Source organism: Arthrobacter sp. Y3221159 (assembly GCF_059089885.1).
On record NZ_JBNHFC010000004.1, the window covers coordinates 159,783 to 178,963 of the forward strand.

Below are 19,181 nucleotides of genomic sequence, written 5' to 3' on the forward strand. Positions count from 1 at the left end.
ATGAGCCTCACCGAAACCAGCATCAAGACCTCCGAAACAGCCCTCAACCGGGACGACCTCGCCCGCCTGGTGGCCCGCGACATCGCCCCCGGGTCCTTCGTGAACCTCGGCATCGGCCAGCCCACCCTGGTCTCCAACTACCTCACCGCGGAACAGAACATCACCCTCCACACAGAGAACGGGATGCTCGGCATGGGACCCGAAGCAAAGGGCGACGAAATCGACGGGGACCTGATCAACGCCGGCAAGATCCCCGTCACCGAACTCCCCGGCGCCTCGTACTTCCACCACGCCGACTCGTTCGCGATGATGCGTGGCGGGCACCTGGACATCTGCGTCCTAGGCGCGTTCCAGGTCTCCGTCACCGGTGACCTCGCCAACTGGCACACCGGCGCTCCGGGCGCGATTCCCGCCGTCGGCGGAGCCATGGACCTCGCCACCGGCGCCAAGGACGTCTTCGTCATGATGACCCTGCTGACCCGCGAGGGCGCCTCCAAAATCGTGGAATCCTGCACCTACCCGCTTACCGGCGTAGGCTGCGTCACCCGCGTGTACACGGACAAGGCCGTCTTCCTCACCGGACCCGACGGCGTCACCGTCCGCGAAACCTTCGGCTGCACACTGGAGGAACTCCAGGAACTCGTCCCCTTTCCGCTCAAGGCCGCACCCGCCGTCGCCGGCGGCTGAGCCCGGGGCGGGAACCTGGCTCTCCACCGCCATAGGATTGGGAACCATGACCACAAGAGCAGCCGACGGCGGCACCCCGGTGGCACCGCAGGCGGGCGACCAGTACGTCCAGTCGCTGGCCCGCGGGCTGGCCGTCATCCGTGCGTTCGACACGGATCACCCGCTGATGACCCTCACCGAGGTGGCAGCCCGGACAGGCCTGACCCGGGCCACGGCGCGCCGGTTCCTGCACACCCTGGTGGAGCTTGGCTACGTGCGGACCGACGGCAAGACCTTCGCGCTCACGGCCAAGGTCCTGCAGCTGGGTTATGCGTACCTTTCGGGATTGTCACTGCCCCAGCTTGCACAGCCGCACCTGGAGGAGCTGTCCCTGAAGCTGGGGGAGTCCACCTCGGCTGCCGTGCTGGACGGCACCGATATCGCCTACATCGCCCGGGTGACCACGCGCCGGATCATGACCATCGGCATCACGGTCGGCACACGCTTCCCGGCGTATGCCACGTCCATGGGCCGCGTTCTCCTGGCGCACCTGCCACCCGCGGACCTGAAGGCGTACCTAGCCGCCGCAGACATCACGCCCCTTACGCCGCGGGCCCTGGGAACCGTCCCGGAACTGCTGGCCGAGCTGGAAACGGTCCGAACCAAGGGCTGGTGCGTGCTGGACCAGGAACTGGAGCTGGGGCTGATGTCGGTCGCCGCACCCGTGTATGACGGGCCCAAGGTGGTCGCTGCGGTGAACGTGTCCCTGCAAGCCCAGCCGGTGGACGCCAAGGCCGACCGGGATGCCTACCTTGACTTCGTGGCGCAGGAGACCGTTGCCACGGCAAAGCTCATCTCCGCGGACCTCACCGCCCGCGGTTAGCGCCCCTTCTTCCCGGTACGAATTACCGTCGGGGACGTTGTTGAAGGAGACGGTCGCATAGTAGTCTCTGCCCAGTCCCGCCAGTCGTGCTGTTCCAGCCGGGTGACATCGTATGGGCAGGCTGTACCCGGCCCGGCGCGCAATCCGTACATTCATGCTAGCTGCCGGCCGGGCAGATCTGCCGCCTCGGCGCCGCATAATGGCCACCAGTGCGGTCTAGGGCTTTCTTTGCCCGGAAGCCCCTACTTGGAGCGAATCAGGTCAAGCAGAGCAGGCAGCCTTGTGATGCCATCTTCTGCCATGAAGTGTCGTGCTCCCGGGTGGACCTGCAGGCGTGCGCTTAGACGTCTGGCGAGATCATCGGATGCTTCCGGCGGCACGAAAGGATCTGTGTCAGAGCGAAGTACTGTTCGTTTCCGAATGCTCGTTGCCATCCGCTCTACGGCAACGTCAGTTGCGAGGAAACCATCGAGTTCCGGCAATGTTTCCAGTGGTTCAGTGAACCCGGCGACCAACACGAGACCGCCCAGCTCCCATGGTTCCGGCAGGGTCTCGAGTACCCGTAGGACGGTGACCACACCGAGGGAATGTGCCACAACCACTGTTGTCGCATCCGGCATTCCGAGTGCCGTGCTGACTGCGTTCTCCCAGGCTGCTTTGTCAGGATTGTCCGGGTTGGGGAGTGGAACGACTGTGACTTCTATGTCTTCAGCTTCGAGGGCGCTTTGAAGCCAGGGGAACCAGTTTGCATCCGGAGACGATTGGTATCCGTGGACGATGACGACGCGCTGGACGGGTCGGACCGGGACATTACTGGTTGAGGCGTTCATAGGCAAAGACTCTAGAGGGTTCAGCTGGCAGCGCAGTTATGCGCGGGCGAATATATCGCCACCGTACGCCCGCCTCGCGTGGGCGCCCCGGAGCTTAGATTGCGCTGCTTCTCCATTCGACGCTGACGGTACACGTCGTTACCCCTTCAGTCGTGACCGTTATGCGCTTGGCGTGGGGGCGTAATCCGGCTGCTGTCAGGGTGCATGGTTCCGTTCCTCGTCGTTGATGAAAACTTGCACTGCCACGACGTGGGCTTCTGTCAGGCCCTCTTCAGGGTCAGGCTTCTCCAGCAGGACGGGTTGGTGGTACTGGTGGGCCCAGTCGTGCACGTCAGCCTCTAGTGCGTCGTCGATCCATACTATGGCGTCCCAGTCAGCGCCGCCTTCGGCCTCCATTTTGTTCAACCACCTGGATACTGACCCCAGTTTGGGCGTCTGCTGGTCCTCATCGTCCGGCTCCGGCATGATCTCCACGCGCAGCGGTTTCACCTCAAGCTGTAGCTGCGCTTCGAGGCTGTCCACAAGATCCTCATTTGACGTCGATACCCACGCGAGCGTCCCCTTGGTGGCGAGCCGACGCACCAGGGCAACCTTTAGATCAGAGAGCTGGGCATTCTTCCCATCAGACTTGTCACCCGGCTGAAGCTTAGGGTTGAGCACGCCGTTGATGTCGAGGAGGATGATCGGTTTCATGACCGAGACCATAGCCGCTCCGCAGGCAGGAGGGTAGTCTCCAGGTCCTACTTTGCCCGTTCTGAGTGGCGGCTGCCGCCACTACGGGGTTTGACGCCGGTCACTCACCAAAACCTTTTCGATCGCCGATGATTTATCTTTTTGCGGAGCCTGAGGATTCTGTGCGCGCTTGGGGGGTGAATCAAGCTCTGATCCCCGCTGCCTTCTCGTGCTTTACGGCATTGCGTAGGGCAGTGTTTTGTAGGCGGTGGTTTTGTTCATGGAGGAATTGGTGTGTTTTGCTGCCTTTGCCTTCCCGCCAGTTGATGTAGCCGATGGCGGTGAGGACGGGTGCCTGGTGTTGGGGGCTGGTGCGGGTGTAGGCGTGCAGGAGCAGTTGTTGCGCCCATTCGATGCGGAACCAAGCGGGTGCGCCTTCGGTTCGGGCGAACAGGGTGCGTTGCATGGGTTCGTCCAGGCCGGGGATGTCTGCGATGAGCCTGTCGCGGATGGGCGGGAACTGGAGGTTTGCGCCAGGACGTGGGAGTCGTCGTCGCTGGGGAAGGCGGCGCCTGTCACAAGCGGGTGCCGAGGTAGTGCATGATCGCCCTGGCCGTTTCCTCCGGAGCGCTAACGTGGGGGCAGTGGCCGGTGGCCTGAAGCTGCACCAGGGTGCTGTGTTCCAGATTCTTGTGCAGGTAGGCGCCCACTTCCGGCGGGGCAAGCCGATCGTCGGAGCACTGCAGAATCAGGCAGCTGGTCCGCACCTTTTTCAGTTCAGCGCGGGTGTCGGAAAAGAAAGTTACCCCGGCGAAGTGCCGCGCGATGGCGGGATTTGTCCGGCAGAAGCTGACACGCAGGTCCTCCGCCAGTTCCGGCTCCTGGGGGTTGCCCATCACCATGGGCGCCAAGGCTGCGGCCCAGGCGAAATAGTTGCTGTCCAGAGATGCGAGCAGGCCCTCGATGTCTTCTCGCGAAAATCCGCCCACCTAGCCGTCGTACGGGTCATCCGTATGGCGGGGTGAAGGAGCAAGCAGGACCAGGTGGGAGAAACGGTTGGGGTCCTGCACTGCGGCGATCACGGCGATCATCGTGCTGACGCTGTGGCCCACCAGGATGACGTCCTCAAGTTCAAGGGCGGCGCAAATCTCCAGCAGGTCTGAGGCGTAACCATCCAGGGACCCGTACTTCTCCCAGTCATAGGCGCTGATATCGGAGTGTCCTGCACCAACATGATCAAAAAGCACAAGACGGTATTCATCAACGAAATAAGGCAGCAGCTTCTGCCACATAGCCTGATCACAGCCAAAACCATGGGCAAACATCATCACCGGCCCATCATCGCGGCCCAACATGGTGACATTGTTCCGGCCAATAACGGCAGCAGCTGCTTCGATCACGTTCTCACTGACCCTCGCGATACGGTGGTGTCCTGTCCCAGATACTATCCACGGGAAATTGAGGATCCCAGGGATCCTTCCACTATGACCTTCAAGGTGCCGTCGATCCAGCCCTTGGATGCGAAGCGGCGTACGCGACTACTCCGACAGGGACCATGTTCGCCATCAGAGCGTTGACGGGTCGTCGCGGGCGTCCCACGTTCGGTCAGCACTTGGAGAATGCCTGCGTGAAATCAGCAAGCGCCCGTTTGGAAAATGACGATTTCGCACCTTTTGTTAGCTGTGGCAGAGGGCCCAGGATGCGGCGGCCGGGGAAGTACTTGGTTAGTTTCCGAAGACTCCTGCCGCCGTCCAAAAGAGCTGCGACGGCCGACCTCGGGATGGCTTCCGGAGTTGCTCTAGCTTGGATAAAGGGGGCTGTGGACATTGTCCACACCTTCGGGCTTGGATCGGCTACCTCATTTACCCTCGGGCAAGCCAGCCCTGGCAAGTCTTTTAGCCGGGGGCGACAACTTCCCGTTGTGCCTTGCCGGGCACGCAGCATCACCTTGGGGTCTAGGACTGGCCCAAGAATACCGAAAACTGAATCGTGGCTGAAATCGACGGCGCGGGCCGGTTTTCAGCCTTGTCCAACCTCGTCGCGTCCGACGCATTCGATGTAGCAACCACATAAGGACAGAATTTGGCGGGGATCGCGGCAAAGAGCGATGGGGGCCTGTTTTGTTATCCTGCGGCGATACGAAGGGTGTTGCTGATTTGTTCGGCCGAATCCCGGACGGCCTTAATGATCTCCTGGCGTTCTTCAGCGTCCACGCGGCTGCCCAGGGCCACCACGCTGACACCGGCGGCGACCTCGCCGCGCGGATCGAAAATGGGGGCGGCGATGCCGAGGGCGTCGGGATCGACCTCTGCGTGGGTCATCGCGTAGCCAGCCGCGCGAATCTCATGCAGCCGGGCCAGGAGGTCTTCCGGCTCAGATAAGGTGCGTTCGGTGAATCGTGGCCGTTGAATGGCGTCAAACAGCTGGCGGGCCTCGGCGTCGTCCAGCCATGCGAGCAGGACCAGCGCCGAAGCGCCAGCTGTCAGGGGCAGCTGGCTACCGCGCTCATAGGAGATGCGTAGCAGCTGGCCCAGGGGTACTTCACGCTCGAGGCATACGACGGAAGTTCCGGCCCGTCGCGTGAGCAGTACTGCCTGTCCGAACCGATCGCACAGCGCACGCATCTGAGGCAGCGCCACCTCGGACAGCCCGTAGCCTTGTCGGGCCACGTGCGCCAATTCAAGGATCCGGAGTCCCAGTCGGAAGCCTCCGGCGGGCGACTCTTCGAGGAAGCCGCGCGAAACCAGTGACTCGAGGTACCTGTAGGCCGTGGACCTGGCCACTGACAGTACTGCGGCCACCTCTACGGCGGAAACCGAGAACTTCGCCTCGTTGAACATCTCGAGGATGGTGAGTGCACGGTCCGCTGTGCTGTTGCGGTCTCGATATCCGCTGGTGGAAGCATGTGAACTCATGTGCCTCAGCTTATCGATAAGCCGATCCGTGATCGGAAACCTGGACGTCGTCTGGTTTCGCTGGGCACGGCCCTGCGGCCTGGTGCTGTTCGTGCAGCCACCAGGCCGCGGGAGGTCTCTACAGGGCTTCGGCGACGACCTTGTTGGTTACCCGGCCGATGCCCTCGATCTCGACGGTGACCGTGTCGCCGTCGTGCAGGAATATCTGAGGGTCGCGGCGAAAGCCGACTCCGGAGGGGGTGCCGGTGAGAATTACGTCGCCGGATTCGAGGCGGGTGAACTCCGAGACGGTTGCTATCAAGCGCGGGATGCTGAAAATCAAGTGCGACAGGTCGGACTTCTGTACGACTTGGCCATTGAGCGTGGTGCTGATGCCCGCGGAGGTGAGGTCCACCTCCTCCGGCGTCACGACGTAAGGGCCGATCGGGGTGGAGTTGTCCCAAGCCTTGCCCTGCATCCACTGGTGCGTCTTGTACTGGTAGTCGCGCATGGTCACGTCGTTGCAGACCGCATAGCCCAACACATGTTCCAACGCGTCCTCTTCCCTGATGCGGCGGCCGGCCTTGCCGATAATGACGGCGAGTTCGCCTTCGTAGTCGACCTGCTGCGCCTCAGGCGGCAGCACGATATCGTCGGTCGGGCCGATGAAGCTGGAGGCGTATTTGGGGAACATGACGGGGTAGGTGGGTAGGTCCCGGTTTGTTTCCTCGATATGCGACTTGTAGTTCAGCCCCACGCAGACGATCCGTGCGGCCGAGGGGGAGGCCGGCCGCAGTCGCACCGCCTGGACGGCAACTTGCTCGTCGTCCAGCAGGGCCGCCCCGCGCAGGATCTCCAGGGACGTGTTCGGGCCGATCTCCGTGATGCCGTTGAGCGGAACCAGGAAGTCGCCCTGGACCTCACCGACCCGCAGGCGGCCGTCGTGTTCGTAGTTTGCGTATGCCATGAGAGTTCCTTACTTCCTTTTGGATGATTAGTTGGGCTGGCTTACCTTGCGCCAGTTCGGCAGTTGGCCACCCCAGAGGTTTACGCTGTGGGCAACCGGTTCCCAACGGCGCGGGACGTAGGTGACGCGGTCGTCGTAGAACTTCTCCATCTCGGCGGACAGCTCGATGTGGTTACCGGCCGGGTCATCGAAGAAGACGAAGAGATTGTTGCCCGGACCGTGGCGGCCCGGGCCCCAGGCAACGTCCACGTTGAGTTCGGTGAGGCGGTCGCACCAGACCTTGAAGTCCTGCCACTCCGCAAGGTCGTAGGAGTAGTGGTCGATGTCCCCGCCCGCTCCGACGTACACGACTGCGAGGGTGTGGTGGTCTTTGTCCGAACGCAGCCAGCAGAACTTTCCGTCCTGGAGCTGGTCGGAGATGCGGAAACCAACCACGTCGGTGTAGAAGGAGACCAGGCGGGCGACGTCGCCGGTGCCCAGCGTGGTGTGCTGGAACTTGATCGGGCGGCGGCCGGTGTCGGCGGTGTTCTCTCCCTGGCGCTGGACCTGGGTATGGAAGTGGACCTCGGTGCCGTCCGGATCGGTAACGGCGATGCCTTCGGGCTTGCCCAGGGGGGCGGTTATGTAGGAGGTGTCGAGCTCGCGCAAGTCGTGCCCTGCGGTCTCGAGGCGTTCGCGGATGCCCGCCAGACCGCCGGCATCGCGGACCTCGAAGCCGTAATAGGCCAGCCCCTTGGGGCCTTCGATAAGGTCGAGGACGTGGTGGCCGCCGCCCCAGCCGAGGCGGACGCCGTCGGGCAGCTCCGCGTGGCGGACCAGGCCGAGGACCCGGCCGTAGAAGGCCTCGGCCGCCTCGACGTCGGGGACACGGAAGCCGATGTGGGAGACCGTGGTTTCACCCAGGGCGCCGGCGGCGCCCTTTTCCTCGAGGATGACGCGTGCTGGACGTTCCATGGTGTTTCCTTCGTTCAATCGGTGGGTTTAGCAGGTTCTAGCGGGCAGCGGTAGGAAGTAGCGGGCCGGACAGCTGCAGTGAGGCGGTTTTGTCCAGGACGGCGGGCAGTCCTGCTGGGGCGAACACCGCGGAGGTGAAGCGGTCCGGGCGGAGGAGTACGAAGTACCCGCGGTAGCCTTCGAATTCGCGGTAGAGCGAACCATCCAGGTCGATTAGCAGCCCGTCGACGTCGGCGTTGCGCGGCTGGATGTCGTCAAATGGGATGTACCAGCGCGAAGCGCCGAAGCGCTGTGCCAGTTGGTTGGCCTCCGTCCAGTCCCCTGGGACCACGTCGACGCCGAACAGCACCCAGCCGTCGCCGACGATGTGGTCCATACGTGCGGTGGTCCGCGAGCTGGTGTCGAACACCAGCGGTTGGCCGATGGCACGTCCGGCGTTCTCGGTGACCGTCAGCTCCGAGTCGAACTGGGCGACGGGGCGGTAGCGCATTTCCTCGAAGAAGGCCCGGCCATCATCGGTGGCGAGTGACTCGCGGATGATCTTGTCACGGTGGCGGGCCAGCCGCTCGGATGTGCTCATCACGACGCTGCCCAAGCGGACGGACTGCGCGATGATCGCGCCGGCGTGGGGCTTGCGCTCGGGCTCGTAGCTTTCGAGAATGCTGTCCGGCGCCTTGCCTTGGATGACCTCGGCGACCTTCCACGTCAGGTTCGCGGCGTCGCGGATTCCCGAGTTCAGGCCTTGGCCCGCAAATGGCGGCATCATGTGGGCCGCGTCGCCCAGCACGAAGAACCTGCCTGCGCGGTAGCGGTCAGCGTTGGCAGCGTTGAAACGGTAGTTGGTGGCGCGTTCGACCTGCTGAGGTTCGATGCTGCGGTACGGGGCCACCAGCTTCTTGATCAATTCAAAGTCCGGGGCATGGCCCGGTTCTCCTTCGCCGTCGAAGAGCCGGAATTCGTAGCGGCAGCGGCCGTTCAAACCTGGAACGATCACGTGCGGGCGGTTCGGGTCGCCGTGGTGCATCGCGTAGCGCTCAATGTGCGGATCCTCGAGGGTGTCGGCCACCAGCCAGACGTCCGAATAGCTGCGACCGGACATCGCGTTGTCCATTACCAGTTCTCGGACGATCGATCGGCCCCCGTCTGCGCCGAGGGCGTAGCGGGCGGCGATAGTTTCCGTACCTGCCGGGCCTTCGGTGGTCAAGTAGGCGAAGGCATCGTCCTGCTCTACGTGCGTGACCTTGGTGTTGTACTCCAAGGTCACCAGATCGTGGTTGATCAGGCCCTGGGCCAGGACTCTTTCAAGGTCGGGCTGCGCAAAGGGGTTTTTGAAGGGGTGGCCCAAACGGTAGGGGATCGCGCCGCGGGCCTGGAACATAGGACGGTTGTCGGCGTCGTAATAACGGGTTCCGGTTCCCGGCACAATGATGCTGGAAATTTCCTGGTCGATGCCTGCCTGCTGGTAGGTCCGCAAGGCCTCGTCATCGATGCTGATGGCCTTCGGTTCCTCGCTGGTGCCGGAGCGCATTTCCAGGACCATCACCGTGATTCCGCGTGCGGCCAGCAGCGCAGCCGTCGTCATCCCGACCGGCCCCGCTCCAACTACCACTGCATCCGTGCAGCGTCCCACCTTGCGTTCGTTCATCTGGGTGTCCTCTCTCGAACTGTAAAGCAGCATACGAGCCGCATGTCCTAATATCAAGGACCCGCGACCTGATAGTCAGGAGAGTTTGGACCGATAGTCTGCAGTTGAGCACAGATTGAGGGGTTACCCCAGAATGGACATTTTACTTAACAATGCATTCCGGTGATGATTGTGGAATACCTTCGGCATGCCGCTTCGGCTGCCAACACCTATCCGGCACCGTTCAGAATGCCTGCCGGACCGGACTCTCAGGAGCACCATGACCGCCACATTCCTTGATAGGGCCGCATCCATCGTTGGTGAACAGAATGTGGTCCGGCCGGGGGGCGAGAGGGCATACGCTGACCCATTTCCGCTGCACACCGGCCGCGACGCGGTCGCGGGCGTGCGCCCCGGAAGCGTCGAAGAGGTTCAAGAGGTTGTCCGTCTTGCCAACGAGACGAGTACGCTGCTTTGGACGGTCTCCCGGGGCAAGAACTTGGGTTATGGGGGGTCGGCGCCCCGCACCCAGAACCAGGTCGTCTTGGACCTGAGCAGGATGGACGCCATCCACCAGGTAGACCCGGAGTTGGCTTACGCGGTCATCGAGCCCGGCGTGACTTTCTTCAACCTCTACGACCACATCCAGGAGAACAAGCTTCCCCTGTTCGTCTCCGTGCCAGCCCTGGGCTGGGGGTCCGTTCTCGGCAACGCGTTGGACCGCGGCTACGGCATGTCTCCGTATGGAGACCACGTCCAGCAGCTGTGCGGGCTGGAGGTAGTCCTGCCGGACGGGTCTCTGCTTCGCACCGGTATGTGGGCACTGGAGGACAGCCCGTTGGCCAATGTCTTTAAGGGCGGTTTCGGACCCAACATCGACCAGCTGTTCACCCAATCCGGCCTCGGGATCGTTGTGCGCGCCGGCCTCTGGCTGATGCCCTGGCCCGAGGTCTTCGCCTCCGGTGACATCACGGTAGACCGGGTGGAGGATCTTCCCCAGCTGATTGACACCATCGCTGATCTGCGCCGGCGCGAGGTTTTCCAAAACAACTGCCTGGTCGGCAACGTAGTGCGTGCCGGGACTATGCAGGGCCCTCGGTCCACTTGGTATGAGGGCAAAGGATCCATCCCCGACGATGTCGTGGAACAGATGCGCGACAAGATGGGCATCGGGCACTGGAACGCGCGTTTCGCCCTCTACGGGGATCCGGGCATGGTCCGCGAACGGCTGCGTATCATCGAGGCTGCCTTCGACGGTCCCGGATTTCAAGTGCAGGCACGTATATATGAGGGCAAGGACGGCCAGCCTGTCACCTACGACGACATTGACCCGAAGGACCATACGACGATGGCCGGAGTCCCGTCTCTGAAGGCCTACGACACCCTAGGGTGGTATGCCGAGGACGGCGGCCACATCGACATCGCACCCCTACTGCCCGCTCGCGGCGATGCGGTAATGGATTTCTACAACGTGGTCAAAGCTCTTTACACTAAGTACGGCTTCGATCTCTACATCGGCTACCACATCTACGCCCGGCACCTAGTGCACGTCACCATGATCTTCTTCGAGAATGGCAACGAGGAGCAGCTGGCTCGGGCACGCGCACTGTACGAGGAGGTCCGGCAGGCCGCGGCTCGCCGCGGCTACACCCCCTACCGGGGCCACATCGACAATATGGACGACATCGCCGCCGAGTTCTCCTTTAACGATCATGCGGTCCTGCGCTTCCAGGAGACCCTGAAGGATGCCTTGGATCCCAATGGAGTCGTGAACCCCGGCAAACAGGGCGTTTGGCCGGCCCGGCTGCGCGAGCAGCGCTGAGTCGGCGACACGAGAGGAAAGCACCTGCCTATCGGACAGGCTCTTTTCAGGGCCTTGTCTACCGATACCAACACCGGTACCGGTGCCGGGGTCGCCTGGCGCGATCTACCGCCTGCGTTCGGCCCTAGCGGACGGTGTGGAAACGCCACCGGCGGTTCAGCCGAGACGGCAACATGCTATTGTCCCAGCACGCACGGTGCGCCCACTGACAATCGCATGCCCAGGCGGTCACCACGGCTCTAAACTCCGGTCGAGGTTGTAGACGCTGCGCCGACCCGACTGCCATATCGCCAGAGGCTCGATTAGGGTCGTGGCGGCGTTCTTGAGCGCATCGGTGATGAGATCGGTAGGCATGGGATCGCCGGTGGACCAGCCCGTTTTCTTCAAGTAACAGTCGATGACAGTGGTGTGGTGGACAAACCCTGCACAGGTTGGATGAAGGTGATCACCGACGATTCACCCCGGGCGCTCGGCGGCAAGAATAGCTGCTGGCCGCGTCGGCCCGGCATGGTTTGCGCCCCCAGCCGTTTCGTGATCGGGGGTGCCACCGGGGCCGGCCCGGGGGAGCTGATTGATGTAAGGACAAGACCAGCCGGAGATTGTTCAGGGCCACCAGGAAGGTAACGCCTGTAGCCACGAGTACAGGGGTTTTAACAGATTTGGACAGACAGCCACGGACAAGAATGCACAGATTAGTCTGCAATACACAAAGGTGTAGAGCGTGACATCTTTGCGTAATTTAAAGTATATTGCAGTCATGGCTCGAAGCGGCACTTCCGAAACCCTCAGCACCGGCTTACGCGACCGGATACGCAAAGACATCCTGGCGGGGCGCTGGGTCCCGGGGCAGAATCTTCAGCTGATGCCCTTATCCAAGCATTACGAGACCTCCAGCACCGTCGTGCGGGAAGCCCTAACCCGACTCTCTGGTGACCGGCTGGTGGAGCTCAAGCCGAATCGTGGCTTTTTCGTTCCCCAGATCTCGCTCGATGAGCTGCGGGACTTCAACGAGCTGAGGTGCCGCGCCGAGGAGTTCGGCATCCAGCTCGCCATCGAGCGGGGCGACCTGCACTGGGAGTCTGAAGTCTTCGCCGCCCATCATATGTTGGAGCGCATTCCACGCTTCTTGGAGGGGAGCCTGGAGCTAAACCCTGACTGGGTCGAGGCCCATGACAATTTCCACAAGAAGATGCTCTCGGCGTGTGGGCTGCCCGTACTGATCGACCTGACCTCCGTGCTGGCCGATGAGAACTCCCTGCATCGACGCTGGTCGGCGCCTTCGCAGAAGTCTGTGAGCCGCGACATGGACCAGGAGCACCGAGAAATTCTGCAGGCAGTGGTGGATCGAGACGCCCAGTTAGCAGGACGGTTACTGCGAGAGCACTACACGAAGTCCATGAATAACATCCTCGAGGTGGGGTTCCTTCCGGAGGCACAGCGAATCGCCCAGGCTGAAAGTCTGTTGGATGAGGCGCAGACCCCAGCTTGATTGTGCATCCTCATCCTCATGCTCCAGAGGTACCGTCCGTGCCCCGAACCCGTGATTAGCGGAAGGGCTTGCAGCCCAATGTTTTCTTTCGCAGATACGTTGGACCCCAGGATCCGGACATCATCGGGGATGATCTTCATATTTTTCCTGCCTGCCACGTAGGCATTAAGGGGTCACACTAATCAGGGCAAGGGCACAACATCGCCGCCCACAGTGTGTCGAGCGCACCGGAGCTTTCGTGGAGTCCCCACACGGACCTGGAGCAGATCTATGACGAGGAGCCCCTGCCCATCTATCTGGCCGGGCGACGACCGGGCCTTAGCCAGGAAGGGATCGATCTATGATTTCAGTGAGTATCGCTCGCATGGCATCGGCCCGGTCGAGGAGGCCATCACGGTCAGGTGAAACGGCTGCGAACACTGTCGCAACCTCCTCACCTGCGCACATCGCACCTGTTCCGACGGCCGACCTCACGCCCCCACGTAAGCGTTTGGACGCCCGGCGCTACTTGCGGAGTCGGGTCAGGATGCGCCCGCGGGCGTCCTGGAACCGCGGGTCCGCCTTGGTGGCAACTTGATCACGGTGCGTGCCGAATCCGGTCTCGATCACGTCCACGACGGTCGCTGGCTTCTCGGCGATGACGATCACCCTGTCAGCTAGATAGATGGCCTCGTCCACGTCGTGAGTGACGAGCATAATCGTCACTCCGAGCTTCTCCCGGAGGTCGATCACCAGGTCTTCGAGGTCGAAGCGTGTTTGCGCATCGACGGAGGCGAACGGCTCGTCCATCAGCAACACTTTGGCGTTGTACGCCAGTGCACGGGCTATGGCCACACGCTGCTGCATGCCACCGGACATCTCCCACGGGTACTTGTCCCCTTGGCCTCCCAGCCCTACGGCATCGAGGGCCTCGTCTGCGGCCTTGTTGCGCACGGGCTTCTTCTGGCCGCGCCCTTGCAGCGGGAAGGCGATGTTCTCGCGGGTGGTCATCCACGGCATCAGGGATCGTGAGTAGTCCTGGAAGACTACTGCCACATCACGGTGCGGTCCATCGAGGATACCCCCACTCACCATGACTTGGCCGGCCTTGGGCTTGAGCAGACCGGACAGGCCTTTAAGCAGAGTCGTTTTGCCGACGCCGGACGGGCCGACGATCGAGACGAACTCCCCGTTGCCGACAGTGAGGCTCAGGTCCTCGATGATGCACTTCTCATCAGCACCCTCCCCGTAGCCCAGCGAGAGGTCTGTGACGCGCAGCAGGACATCTCCGCTGATGCTTGTCAGCGTACCGGCGGAGACGCTTTCGGTGTTAGACATGGTTCAAACTCCTTGTAAAAGACGTGTCGTGGCCCATCAGCGGGCGCCGGATTTGTAGTACCAGGCCAGGATCTGCCTGTCGATAAAACTGAAGCCGATCACGAGGATGTAGCCGATGACACCCACCAGCAGTGCCCCACTCCAAGTCTCCGGGATCTGGAAAGTGCTGGAGGAGTTCAGGATGTAGAAGCCCAATCCGACGTTCGAGGCGAAAAGCTCGCTGACTACCATGACGACGATGCCGATTGGTAGGGCTACGCGGATGCCGGCGATGATCTGGGGCATGGCCCCGGGCAGCACCACACGACGGTAGTAGAGCATCCGCGGGATACCGAAGACGCGGGACACTCGTCGCGCCCCGACCTCCACGCCCAGACTTCCATCGATCGCGTTCAGCAGGATCGGCCAGACGCAGGCGAGGGCCACGGCGTAGATCTTCGAGGTCGAGCCCAATCCGAAGATGCCGATGATCAGCGGAACCAAGGCCGACTGTGGCACGGAGCGCACGAAGTGTATATAGGGGTCGAGAACCAGCCGCAGTCGTTTTGTCTCGCCCAGGATGAGCCCCAGGGCCACGCCCACCACGCTCGCGATCAGCAGACCTATCGCCAGGTTGAAGAGACTCGCGCTCATGGCCTCGAGCAGTACGCCGTTGGTAAGGTCCCGGACCATAACGTGGAGGATCCGCGAGAGCGGGGGAACGAACAGGTTGGTGCTGTTCGCCGAGGCGAACCACCAGAGGACGATTAGTAGGACGGGCAGCCAGAGCCACCACAGCACGTTTGTCAAAGTTCTCATAGGATGCTCCCGGACGGTTCGGGGTTGATGCACTGGAGGTTATCGGAGGGGGAGGTGCTGATCGTGGAAGGGTCAGTCATCACTCTGCCTGTTCCATCGGAGCAGCCGGCCCTCGGCCCGGCCCAGTAGAGAGGCCACAAGCCAGCCGAAGATGCCCGCGAAGAACAAGTAGGCGAACGCGTTGTCCCAACGCTCTGCTTCCTGGGCCAGTGTGATCAGTCGTCCCAGCCCTGGCACCTGGGTCAGGACCTCGACTCCGACTGCGGCCAGGATCGCGATGGACGCTGAGATCCGCACGCCGGTAGCGATGAACGGCATGGCTGCCGGCAACAACACTCTGCGGAACCACAGGCCCCTCGGGATCTGAAAGACCTTCGCGGTGGATACGATGCCCGGATCCAGTCTCCGCGATCCGAGGATCGACTGCACCAGCACGGGCCAGACCGCGGCCAGCACCACCATTGTGATCTTCATGTTCGTGGTGGCACCCAGCACCAGCATCATCACCGGCATAAGCGCGATGGTCGGGAAGGCGCGGCCAAACTCAACGATCGACGCGGTTGAGCGGTCCAGCGGACGGATCGTCCCGATCAGCAGCCCCAGGACGACGCCGATTGCACAGGAGAGCAGCCAGCCCGCCGAGGCGGCGAAGAGCGTGTGGCCGAAGCCGTCCCAAAAGTTCGACGTAGTGACCACGGTAGAGATGGAGGTCAGGATCTCGGGGATGCCGGGGGTGATCTTGGGTAGGATCCCGCTCATCACGGCCAGTTGCCAGATGAGCAGGATCGCTGCCAGGGCAGTCATTCGCTGGAGGGTCAGCGTCCAGTCAATGCTCGGCTGGCGGCTGAACGCCATTGGGGTGGTTGTAGTTGTAGCCATAGGTCACATCTCCGCTCAGGCGCGGGGAGTTCCTTCCCACAAGATCTCGTCAACGCTCTTGGGGCTGGAGATCATGCCGAACTCCTCCAAAGCGTCAGTTGTTTTCTGTGACACCTCGGGATCGACTGCCACCTGCTGCTCAACCAGCGGGCCCTTGGAATCCTCGATGGAGTTTCCGGTCACCTCGCTGCGCACCTCGTAGACGGCGTCCACGTTGGCCTCGTCGTTGTAAAAGTCAACGGCCTTGGCCATGGCTTCATTGAACTTCTTGGCCGTCTCTCCATTCTGCTGTAGCCATGGGTCCGTGGCGGCCCACAAAGTGATGCCGAGCCCGGAGCGATACTCACGGGAAGGATTGGCAATTACGTGAAACGAGTCATCGGAGATGACCTGGTTGTAGAAGCTGTCCGACGGGAAGATGGCATCCACCTGGGAACTCGACAGCGAGGTACGCATCGAGGCATAGGGCAGTGCGACCTGCTTGACGCTGTCCAGGTTCACGCCAGCGTCAGTCAGAGCCTGCAATACCGGGACGTTGCCTCCGGAGCCGAGAGAGTTGAAGGCGATCGTCTTGCCTTCCAATCCGGACAGGTCGGTGATGCCGCTGTCCTTGCGTACAACGACTCCGGAGGTGTCGACCACCTTCGAGATGAGACCCGCGCCGGAGATCAGCTTGATGGGGAGGTCCTGAGCAGTAGCGGTCACGGCGGCGTCCCAAGAAACCGTGCTGATGTCAGCCGATCCTCCTACAAGCTGGCTCAGGTTGTCCTGGGCCGTGCCGCCAGGGCGGATCTCCACATCCAAGCCGACCTCATCGAAGAACCCTTTTTGTTCGGCGATGTACAGCGGCTCGTAGTTAATGGGTGCATGCAACACGGTGATCGTCTTCCCCGCGGCGGACTCAGCGGCGTCGCCTCCACAGGCCGTGACCGCCATGACACCTGCACACGCCATGGCAAGAGCAGTCCAACGGGGCACCATACGGTTCATCTTCTTCATGCGCCTATTTCTCCTGATTCCAATATGACTGGATATAACACTCTCGTGGAAAGAATGCATAACCCACACCATAACGTAAAAGCGAGCTACTGCACAGCACTTTTCGTGAGGCACGTCATAGTGGTCCAGCAGCGACAGCAAAAGTGCGTGTAGAAGGGCGTGCTGGCCAGTCGGTTTCGGCGAGGTTGTTGCCCCATAGCGACAGGATTGCAACCAAGTCCAGCGGATTAGATGTCCCGGCCGCGCACCGGGCCGTGGCGATGCCCGGACCCTGGGAGCCTCCACAACCTGGTAGTCGGATGTATGACGGTTCCGGTGAGCAGCGCGCCGTAACTGCCGGCCCCTTTAATGGCCCAGAGAGGCCCCGACGTCTCCTCCGTGCGGTTAGCTACCCGCGTTTGTACTTGATCTGCCCGTGCGCGTGTCCGTGAACCGCTCCGTGCCCAGATGCTCAGCGGCGGCGGCATGCACAGCATAGGTGTGGGTGAGGGCGTGCGTGTCCACGCCGATGACGAAGGGGACAACAGGCCACAGTGGTCATTGTGATGCGGGGTTCATTCCTCGCAAACGGGTAGATATTCCTGGTTGCGGTACGGCCGGCGCCGCCCGGACGAAGTTCAGTCCGAGGCATTCCTGTATGGGTCACAGTCCTGAATCAGGGCTGGGCAGCCTTCTGATCAAGCGGTCGGTGTGACCCGAGCAGGCCGCCGGTCGCCATCCCCAAAGCAGGGGAATTCGGAGCCAGCCCTCCAAGCCACCGGGTCCGGCCCGGCGGGAGTTGATCGCTGATTAAGGCACGGCTTGCGGGGCCATGAATAACGTCGATGCCGTGAGGAAAACGAAGGTCGCAGGCCTTGCACCGGCGTGGCTCAAGTCGGCCGACCCTGGTGGTACACGCACTAACGGCTGCAGCGCTTATCTGCTGCTGGAGAGACTGCTTATCTGCCCATAAGCCCACCCGGGCACAGACAAAGTCCGAGCCCAGCGGCTGGAGCGCGGCGGCAGTTTCGATTAGAGCAGATCAGGCAGCAGGACGAGGTAGGCCGAAATGCTCGCGCAAGGTAGTTCCCTCGTACTCTGTCCGGACGTAGCCGCGGTCCTGCAGCTCCGGAATCAGCAGGTCGCACATCTGACGCATACCGCCCGGATTGTAGGGCGAGTTTAGATTGAAGCCGTCACAGGCTCCGGACTCGAACCAGTCCACCATGTTGTCCGCAATCGTCTGGGGCGTGCCGATGATCCATTGGTGACCGGCTGAACGTGCCATGTCAATGATCAGTTCGCGCAGGGTCATATTCTGGTCGATGACCTTGCGCCGGTACACGTGGTAACGGCTTCCCAGTTCCGGCTCATCTCTTAGCCACTCGGAAGGGATCGTGTCGTCATAGTCCAACAAGGACAGGTCCAGTCCGGCGAGGCCGGAGGAGACCTGCTGTCGCCCGTACTCCAGATTGACGTAGCTGCCCAGCTCTTCGGCCAGCTCCTCTGCCTCCTTCATGGTGTTTCCGATGATCGGAAGGATGCCGGGCAGTATTTTGGTGTGGTCAGGATCCCGCCCCTTGTCCGCCAGCATCTTCTTGAACTGGGTATAGAACTCGACCGAGCGTTCCTTGACTGGTTGGGCGGTGTAGATCGCATCGGCCACCGAGCTTCCCAGCTCCAACCCAGGGCCCGAGGATCCCGCCTGGACGATCACCGGGTGGCCTTGGGGGGATCGTGGGCCAGGGGCCGGACCCTCCACCTGGAAGTACTCGCCCTTGTGATTGATTCGACGTACGTTGGTGGGATCGATGAAGTTGCCAGAGGCCCGGTCGCTGATGACGGCGTCATCACCCCAGGAGTCCCACAGCGCTTTCACAACGTCCGCGAACTCTCGGGCCCGGCGGTAGCGTTCGGCCGGTTCGGGGATCGCGTCGAATCCATAGTTCTGGAATCCGTCGAAGGAGGTGACCAGGTTCCACCCGGCACGTCCCCCGGACATGTGGTCGACGCCTGCGATCTGGCGGGCCACCGTGTACGGGCTTTCGAAGGAAGTCGACATGGTGCCAATCAGCCCGATGTCGGTGGTCCGGGCGGCAATGGCGGATAACGTGGAGATCGGCTCGAAGTAGCCGTTGGTCTTGATGTCGCCGCGCAGTGTGGGGTTGGCATTGGCGATGTCACCCAAGAAGACGGCATCAATCTTGGCCTTCTCGGCCATCTGTGCAAGCTCGACGATGAAGTCCAGATTTGGGACCTCCTCGATTCGGCTACCGTCCCGGCGCCACGAGTCTTTGTGGTGGCCTGCCGGGATGAGGAATGTTGTCAGCGCCATGCGGCGAGTGGGCTTCGCAGTCATTGTGCGGTAGGCCTTTCCCTTGACGTCGGTGGTGTCTGCCAGGAGCGGA

At 62.1% G+C, this 19,181-nt stretch carries 16 protein-coding genes and 2 pseudogenes; 4 read left to right on the forward strand and 14 right to left on the reverse strand.

What is annotated here, in order from left to right; all coding sequences use genetic code 11:
• Window positions 1-687: a 3-oxoacid CoA-transferase subunit B gene (locus AC5RT3_RS06150; protein ID WP_494123758.1), complete on the forward strand. Its 687-nt coding sequence runs from the start codon at window positions 1-3 to the stop codon at window positions 685-687.
• A gap of 46 nt (window positions 688-733) precedes the next feature.
• Window positions 734-1,549, forward strand: a complete 816-nt coding sequence (locus AC5RT3_RS06155; RefSeq protein WP_494011124.1) for an IclR family transcriptional regulator domain-containing protein — start codon at window positions 734-736, stop codon at window positions 1,547-1,549.
• Between the two features lie 242 nt (window positions 1,550-1,791).
• Here the strand turns inward: AC5RT3_RS06155 and AC5RT3_RS06160 are convergent, their stop codons facing one another.
• The 9 genes and pseudogenes from AC5RT3_RS06160 to AC5RT3_RS06200 form a co-directional block, all read right to left on the reverse strand.
• A complete protein-coding gene (locus tag AC5RT3_RS06160) occupies window positions 1,792-2,379 on the reverse strand; it encodes an RBBP9/YdeN family alpha/beta hydrolase (RefSeq protein ID WP_494011125.1) in 588 nt (195 codons plus the stop codon).
• 195 nt (window positions 2,380-2,574) lie between these two features.
• Window positions 2,575-3,072: an HAD domain-containing protein gene (locus AC5RT3_RS06165; RefSeq protein WP_494123759.1), complete on the reverse strand. Its 498-nt coding sequence runs from the start codon at window positions 3,070-3,072 to the stop codon at window positions 2,575-2,577.
• A gap of 181 nt (window positions 3,073-3,253) precedes the next feature.
• Entirely contained in the window at window positions 3,254-3,517 is a 264-nt protein-coding gene (locus AC5RT3_RS06170) for a hypothetical protein (RefSeq protein WP_494011127.1), read from the reverse strand.
• A 109-nt stretch (window positions 3,518-3,626) separates the two neighbouring features.
• Window positions 3,627-4,406, reverse strand: a pseudogene (locus tag AC5RT3_RS06175) (alpha/beta fold hydrolase).
• A gap of 768 nt (window positions 4,407-5,174) precedes the next feature.
• The gene (locus tag AC5RT3_RS06180) at window positions 5,175-5,966 is read right to left on the reverse strand and encodes an IclR family transcriptional regulator (RefSeq protein WP_494053218.1); all 792 of its coding nucleotides are present in this window, start codon (window positions 5,964-5,966) and stop codon (window positions 5,175-5,177) included.
• Window positions 5,967-6,084: 118 nt separating this feature from the next.
• Window positions 6,085-6,912 (reverse strand): fumarylacetoacetate hydrolase family protein, encoded by an 828-nt coding sequence (locus AC5RT3_RS06185; protein ID WP_494053217.1) that lies wholly within the window; start codon window positions 6,910-6,912, stop codon window positions 6,085-6,087.
• 27 nt (window positions 6,913-6,939) lie between these two features.
• A complete protein-coding gene (locus tag AC5RT3_RS06190; protein ID WP_494053216.1) occupies window positions 6,940-7,866 on the reverse strand; it encodes a VOC family protein in 927 nt (308 codons plus the stop codon).
• A 37-nt stretch (window positions 7,867-7,903) separates the two neighbouring features.
• Window positions 7,904-8,446: a hypothetical protein gene (locus AC5RT3_RS06195; protein WP_494123797.1), complete on the reverse strand. Its 543-nt coding sequence runs from the start codon at window positions 8,444-8,446 to the stop codon at window positions 7,904-7,906.
• Window positions 8,447-8,482: 36 nt separating this feature from the next.
• Window positions 8,483-9,544: pseudogene (locus tag AC5RT3_RS06200) on the reverse strand (FAD-dependent monooxygenase); the annotation flags it as partial.
• Window positions 9,545-9,770: 226 nt separating this feature from the next.
• Here AC5RT3_RS06200 and AC5RT3_RS06205 point away from each other — a divergent pair.
• Together AC5RT3_RS06205 and AC5RT3_RS06210 are read left to right on the forward strand one after the other, a co-directional pair.
• A complete protein-coding gene (locus AC5RT3_RS06205) occupies window positions 9,771-11,312 on the forward strand; it encodes an FAD-binding oxidoreductase (protein ID WP_494011132.1) in 1,542 nt (513 codons plus the stop codon).
• 721 nt (window positions 11,313-12,033) lie between these two features.
• Window positions 12,034-12,801 carry a GntR family transcriptional regulator gene (locus AC5RT3_RS06210; RefSeq protein WP_494123760.1) on the forward strand — a complete coding sequence of 256 codons (768 nt, stop codon included), beginning with the start codon at window positions 12,034-12,036 and terminating at the stop codon, window positions 12,799-12,801.
• A gap of 504 nt (window positions 12,802-13,305) precedes the next feature.
• Here AC5RT3_RS06210 and AC5RT3_RS06215 read toward each other — a convergent pair.
• From AC5RT3_RS06215 to AC5RT3_RS06235, 5 genes are all read right to left on the reverse strand, one after another.
• Complete coding sequence (locus tag AC5RT3_RS06215; RefSeq protein ID WP_494053214.1) at window positions 13,306-14,118, reverse strand: ABC transporter ATP-binding protein; 813 nt, start codon at window positions 14,116-14,118, stop codon at window positions 13,306-13,308.
• A 36-nt stretch (window positions 14,119-14,154) separates the two neighbouring features.
• Entirely contained in the window at window positions 14,155-14,916 is a 762-nt protein-coding gene (locus AC5RT3_RS06220) for an ABC transporter permease (RefSeq protein WP_494011136.1), read from the reverse strand.
• Between the two features lie 72 nt (window positions 14,917-14,988).
• Window positions 14,989-15,795, reverse strand: coding sequence for an ABC transporter permease (locus AC5RT3_RS06225; RefSeq protein ID WP_494053213.1), 807 nt, complete (start codon window positions 15,793-15,795; stop codon window positions 14,989-14,991).
• A 15-nt stretch (window positions 15,796-15,810) separates the two neighbouring features.
• On the reverse strand, window positions 15,811-16,794 hold the full coding sequence (locus tag AC5RT3_RS06230; protein WP_494123761.1) for an ABC transporter substrate-binding protein: 984 nt from the start codon (window positions 16,792-16,794) through the stop codon (window positions 15,811-15,813).
• Window positions 16,795-17,815: 1,021 nt separating this feature from the next.
• On the reverse strand, window positions 17,816-19,108 hold the full coding sequence (locus AC5RT3_RS06235; protein WP_494011139.1) for an NtaA/DmoA family FMN-dependent monooxygenase: 1,293 nt from the start codon (window positions 19,106-19,108) through the stop codon (window positions 17,816-17,818).
• Window positions 19,109-19,181: the final 73 nt, after the last annotated feature.

What these genes read in the sequence shown, in the direction of transcription:
- AC5RT3_RS06150 (WP_494123758.1), top strand. Translation starts at nt 1, where the DNA reads ATGAGCCTCACCGAAACCAGCATCAAGACCTCCGAAACAGCCCTCAAC.
- AC5RT3_RS06155 (WP_494011124.1), top strand. Translation starts at nt 734, where the DNA reads ATGACCACAAGAGCAGCCGACGGCGGCACCCCGGTGGCACCGCAGGCG.
- AC5RT3_RS06160 (WP_494011125.1), bottom strand. Translation starts at nt 2,379, where the DNA reads ATGAACGCCTCAACCAGTAATGTCCCGGTCCGACCCGTCCAGCGCGTC.
- AC5RT3_RS06165 (WP_494123759.1), bottom strand. Translation starts at nt 3,072, where the DNA reads ATGAAACCGATCATCCTCCTCGACATCAACGGCGTGCTCAACCCTAAG.
- AC5RT3_RS06170 (WP_494011127.1), bottom strand. Translation starts at nt 3,517, where the DNA reads ATGCAACGCACCCTGTTCGCCCGAACCGAAGGCGCACCCGCTTGGTTC.
- AC5RT3_RS06180 (WP_494053218.1), bottom strand. Translation starts at nt 5,966, where the DNA reads ATGAGTTCACATGCTTCCACCAGCGGATATCGAGACCGCAACAGCACA.
- AC5RT3_RS06185 (WP_494053217.1), bottom strand. Translation starts at nt 6,912, where the DNA reads ATGGCATACGCAAACTACGAACACGACGGCCGCCTGCGGGTCGGTGAG.
- AC5RT3_RS06190 (WP_494053216.1), bottom strand. Translation starts at nt 7,866, where the DNA reads ATGGAACGTCCAGCACGCGTCATCCTCGAGGAAAAGGGCGCCGCCGGC.
- AC5RT3_RS06195 (WP_494123797.1), bottom strand. Translation starts at nt 8,446, where the DNA reads ATGAGCACATCCGAGCGGCTGGCCCGCCACCGTGACAAGATCATCCGC.
- AC5RT3_RS06205 (WP_494011132.1), top strand. Translation starts at nt 9,771, where the DNA reads ATGACCGCCACATTCCTTGATAGGGCCGCATCCATCGTTGGTGAACAG.
- AC5RT3_RS06215 (WP_494053214.1), bottom strand. Translation starts at nt 14,118, where the DNA reads ATGTCTAACACCGAAAGCGTCTCCGCCGGTACGCTGACAAGCATCAGC.
- AC5RT3_RS06220 (WP_494011136.1), bottom strand. Translation starts at nt 14,916, where the DNA reads ATGAGAACTTTGACAAACGTGCTGTGGTGGCTCTGGCTGCCCGTCCTA.
- AC5RT3_RS06225 (WP_494053213.1), bottom strand. Translation starts at nt 15,795, where the DNA reads ATGGCTACAACTACAACCACCCCAATGGCGTTCAGCCGCCAGCCGAGC.
- AC5RT3_RS06230 (WP_494123761.1), bottom strand. Translation starts at nt 16,794, where the DNA reads ATGAAGAAGATGAACCGTATGGTGCCCCGTTGGACTGCTCTTGCCATG.
- AC5RT3_RS06235 (WP_494011139.1), bottom strand. Translation starts at nt 19,108, where the DNA reads ATGGCGCTGACAACATTCCTCATCCCGGCAGGCCACCACAAAGACTCG.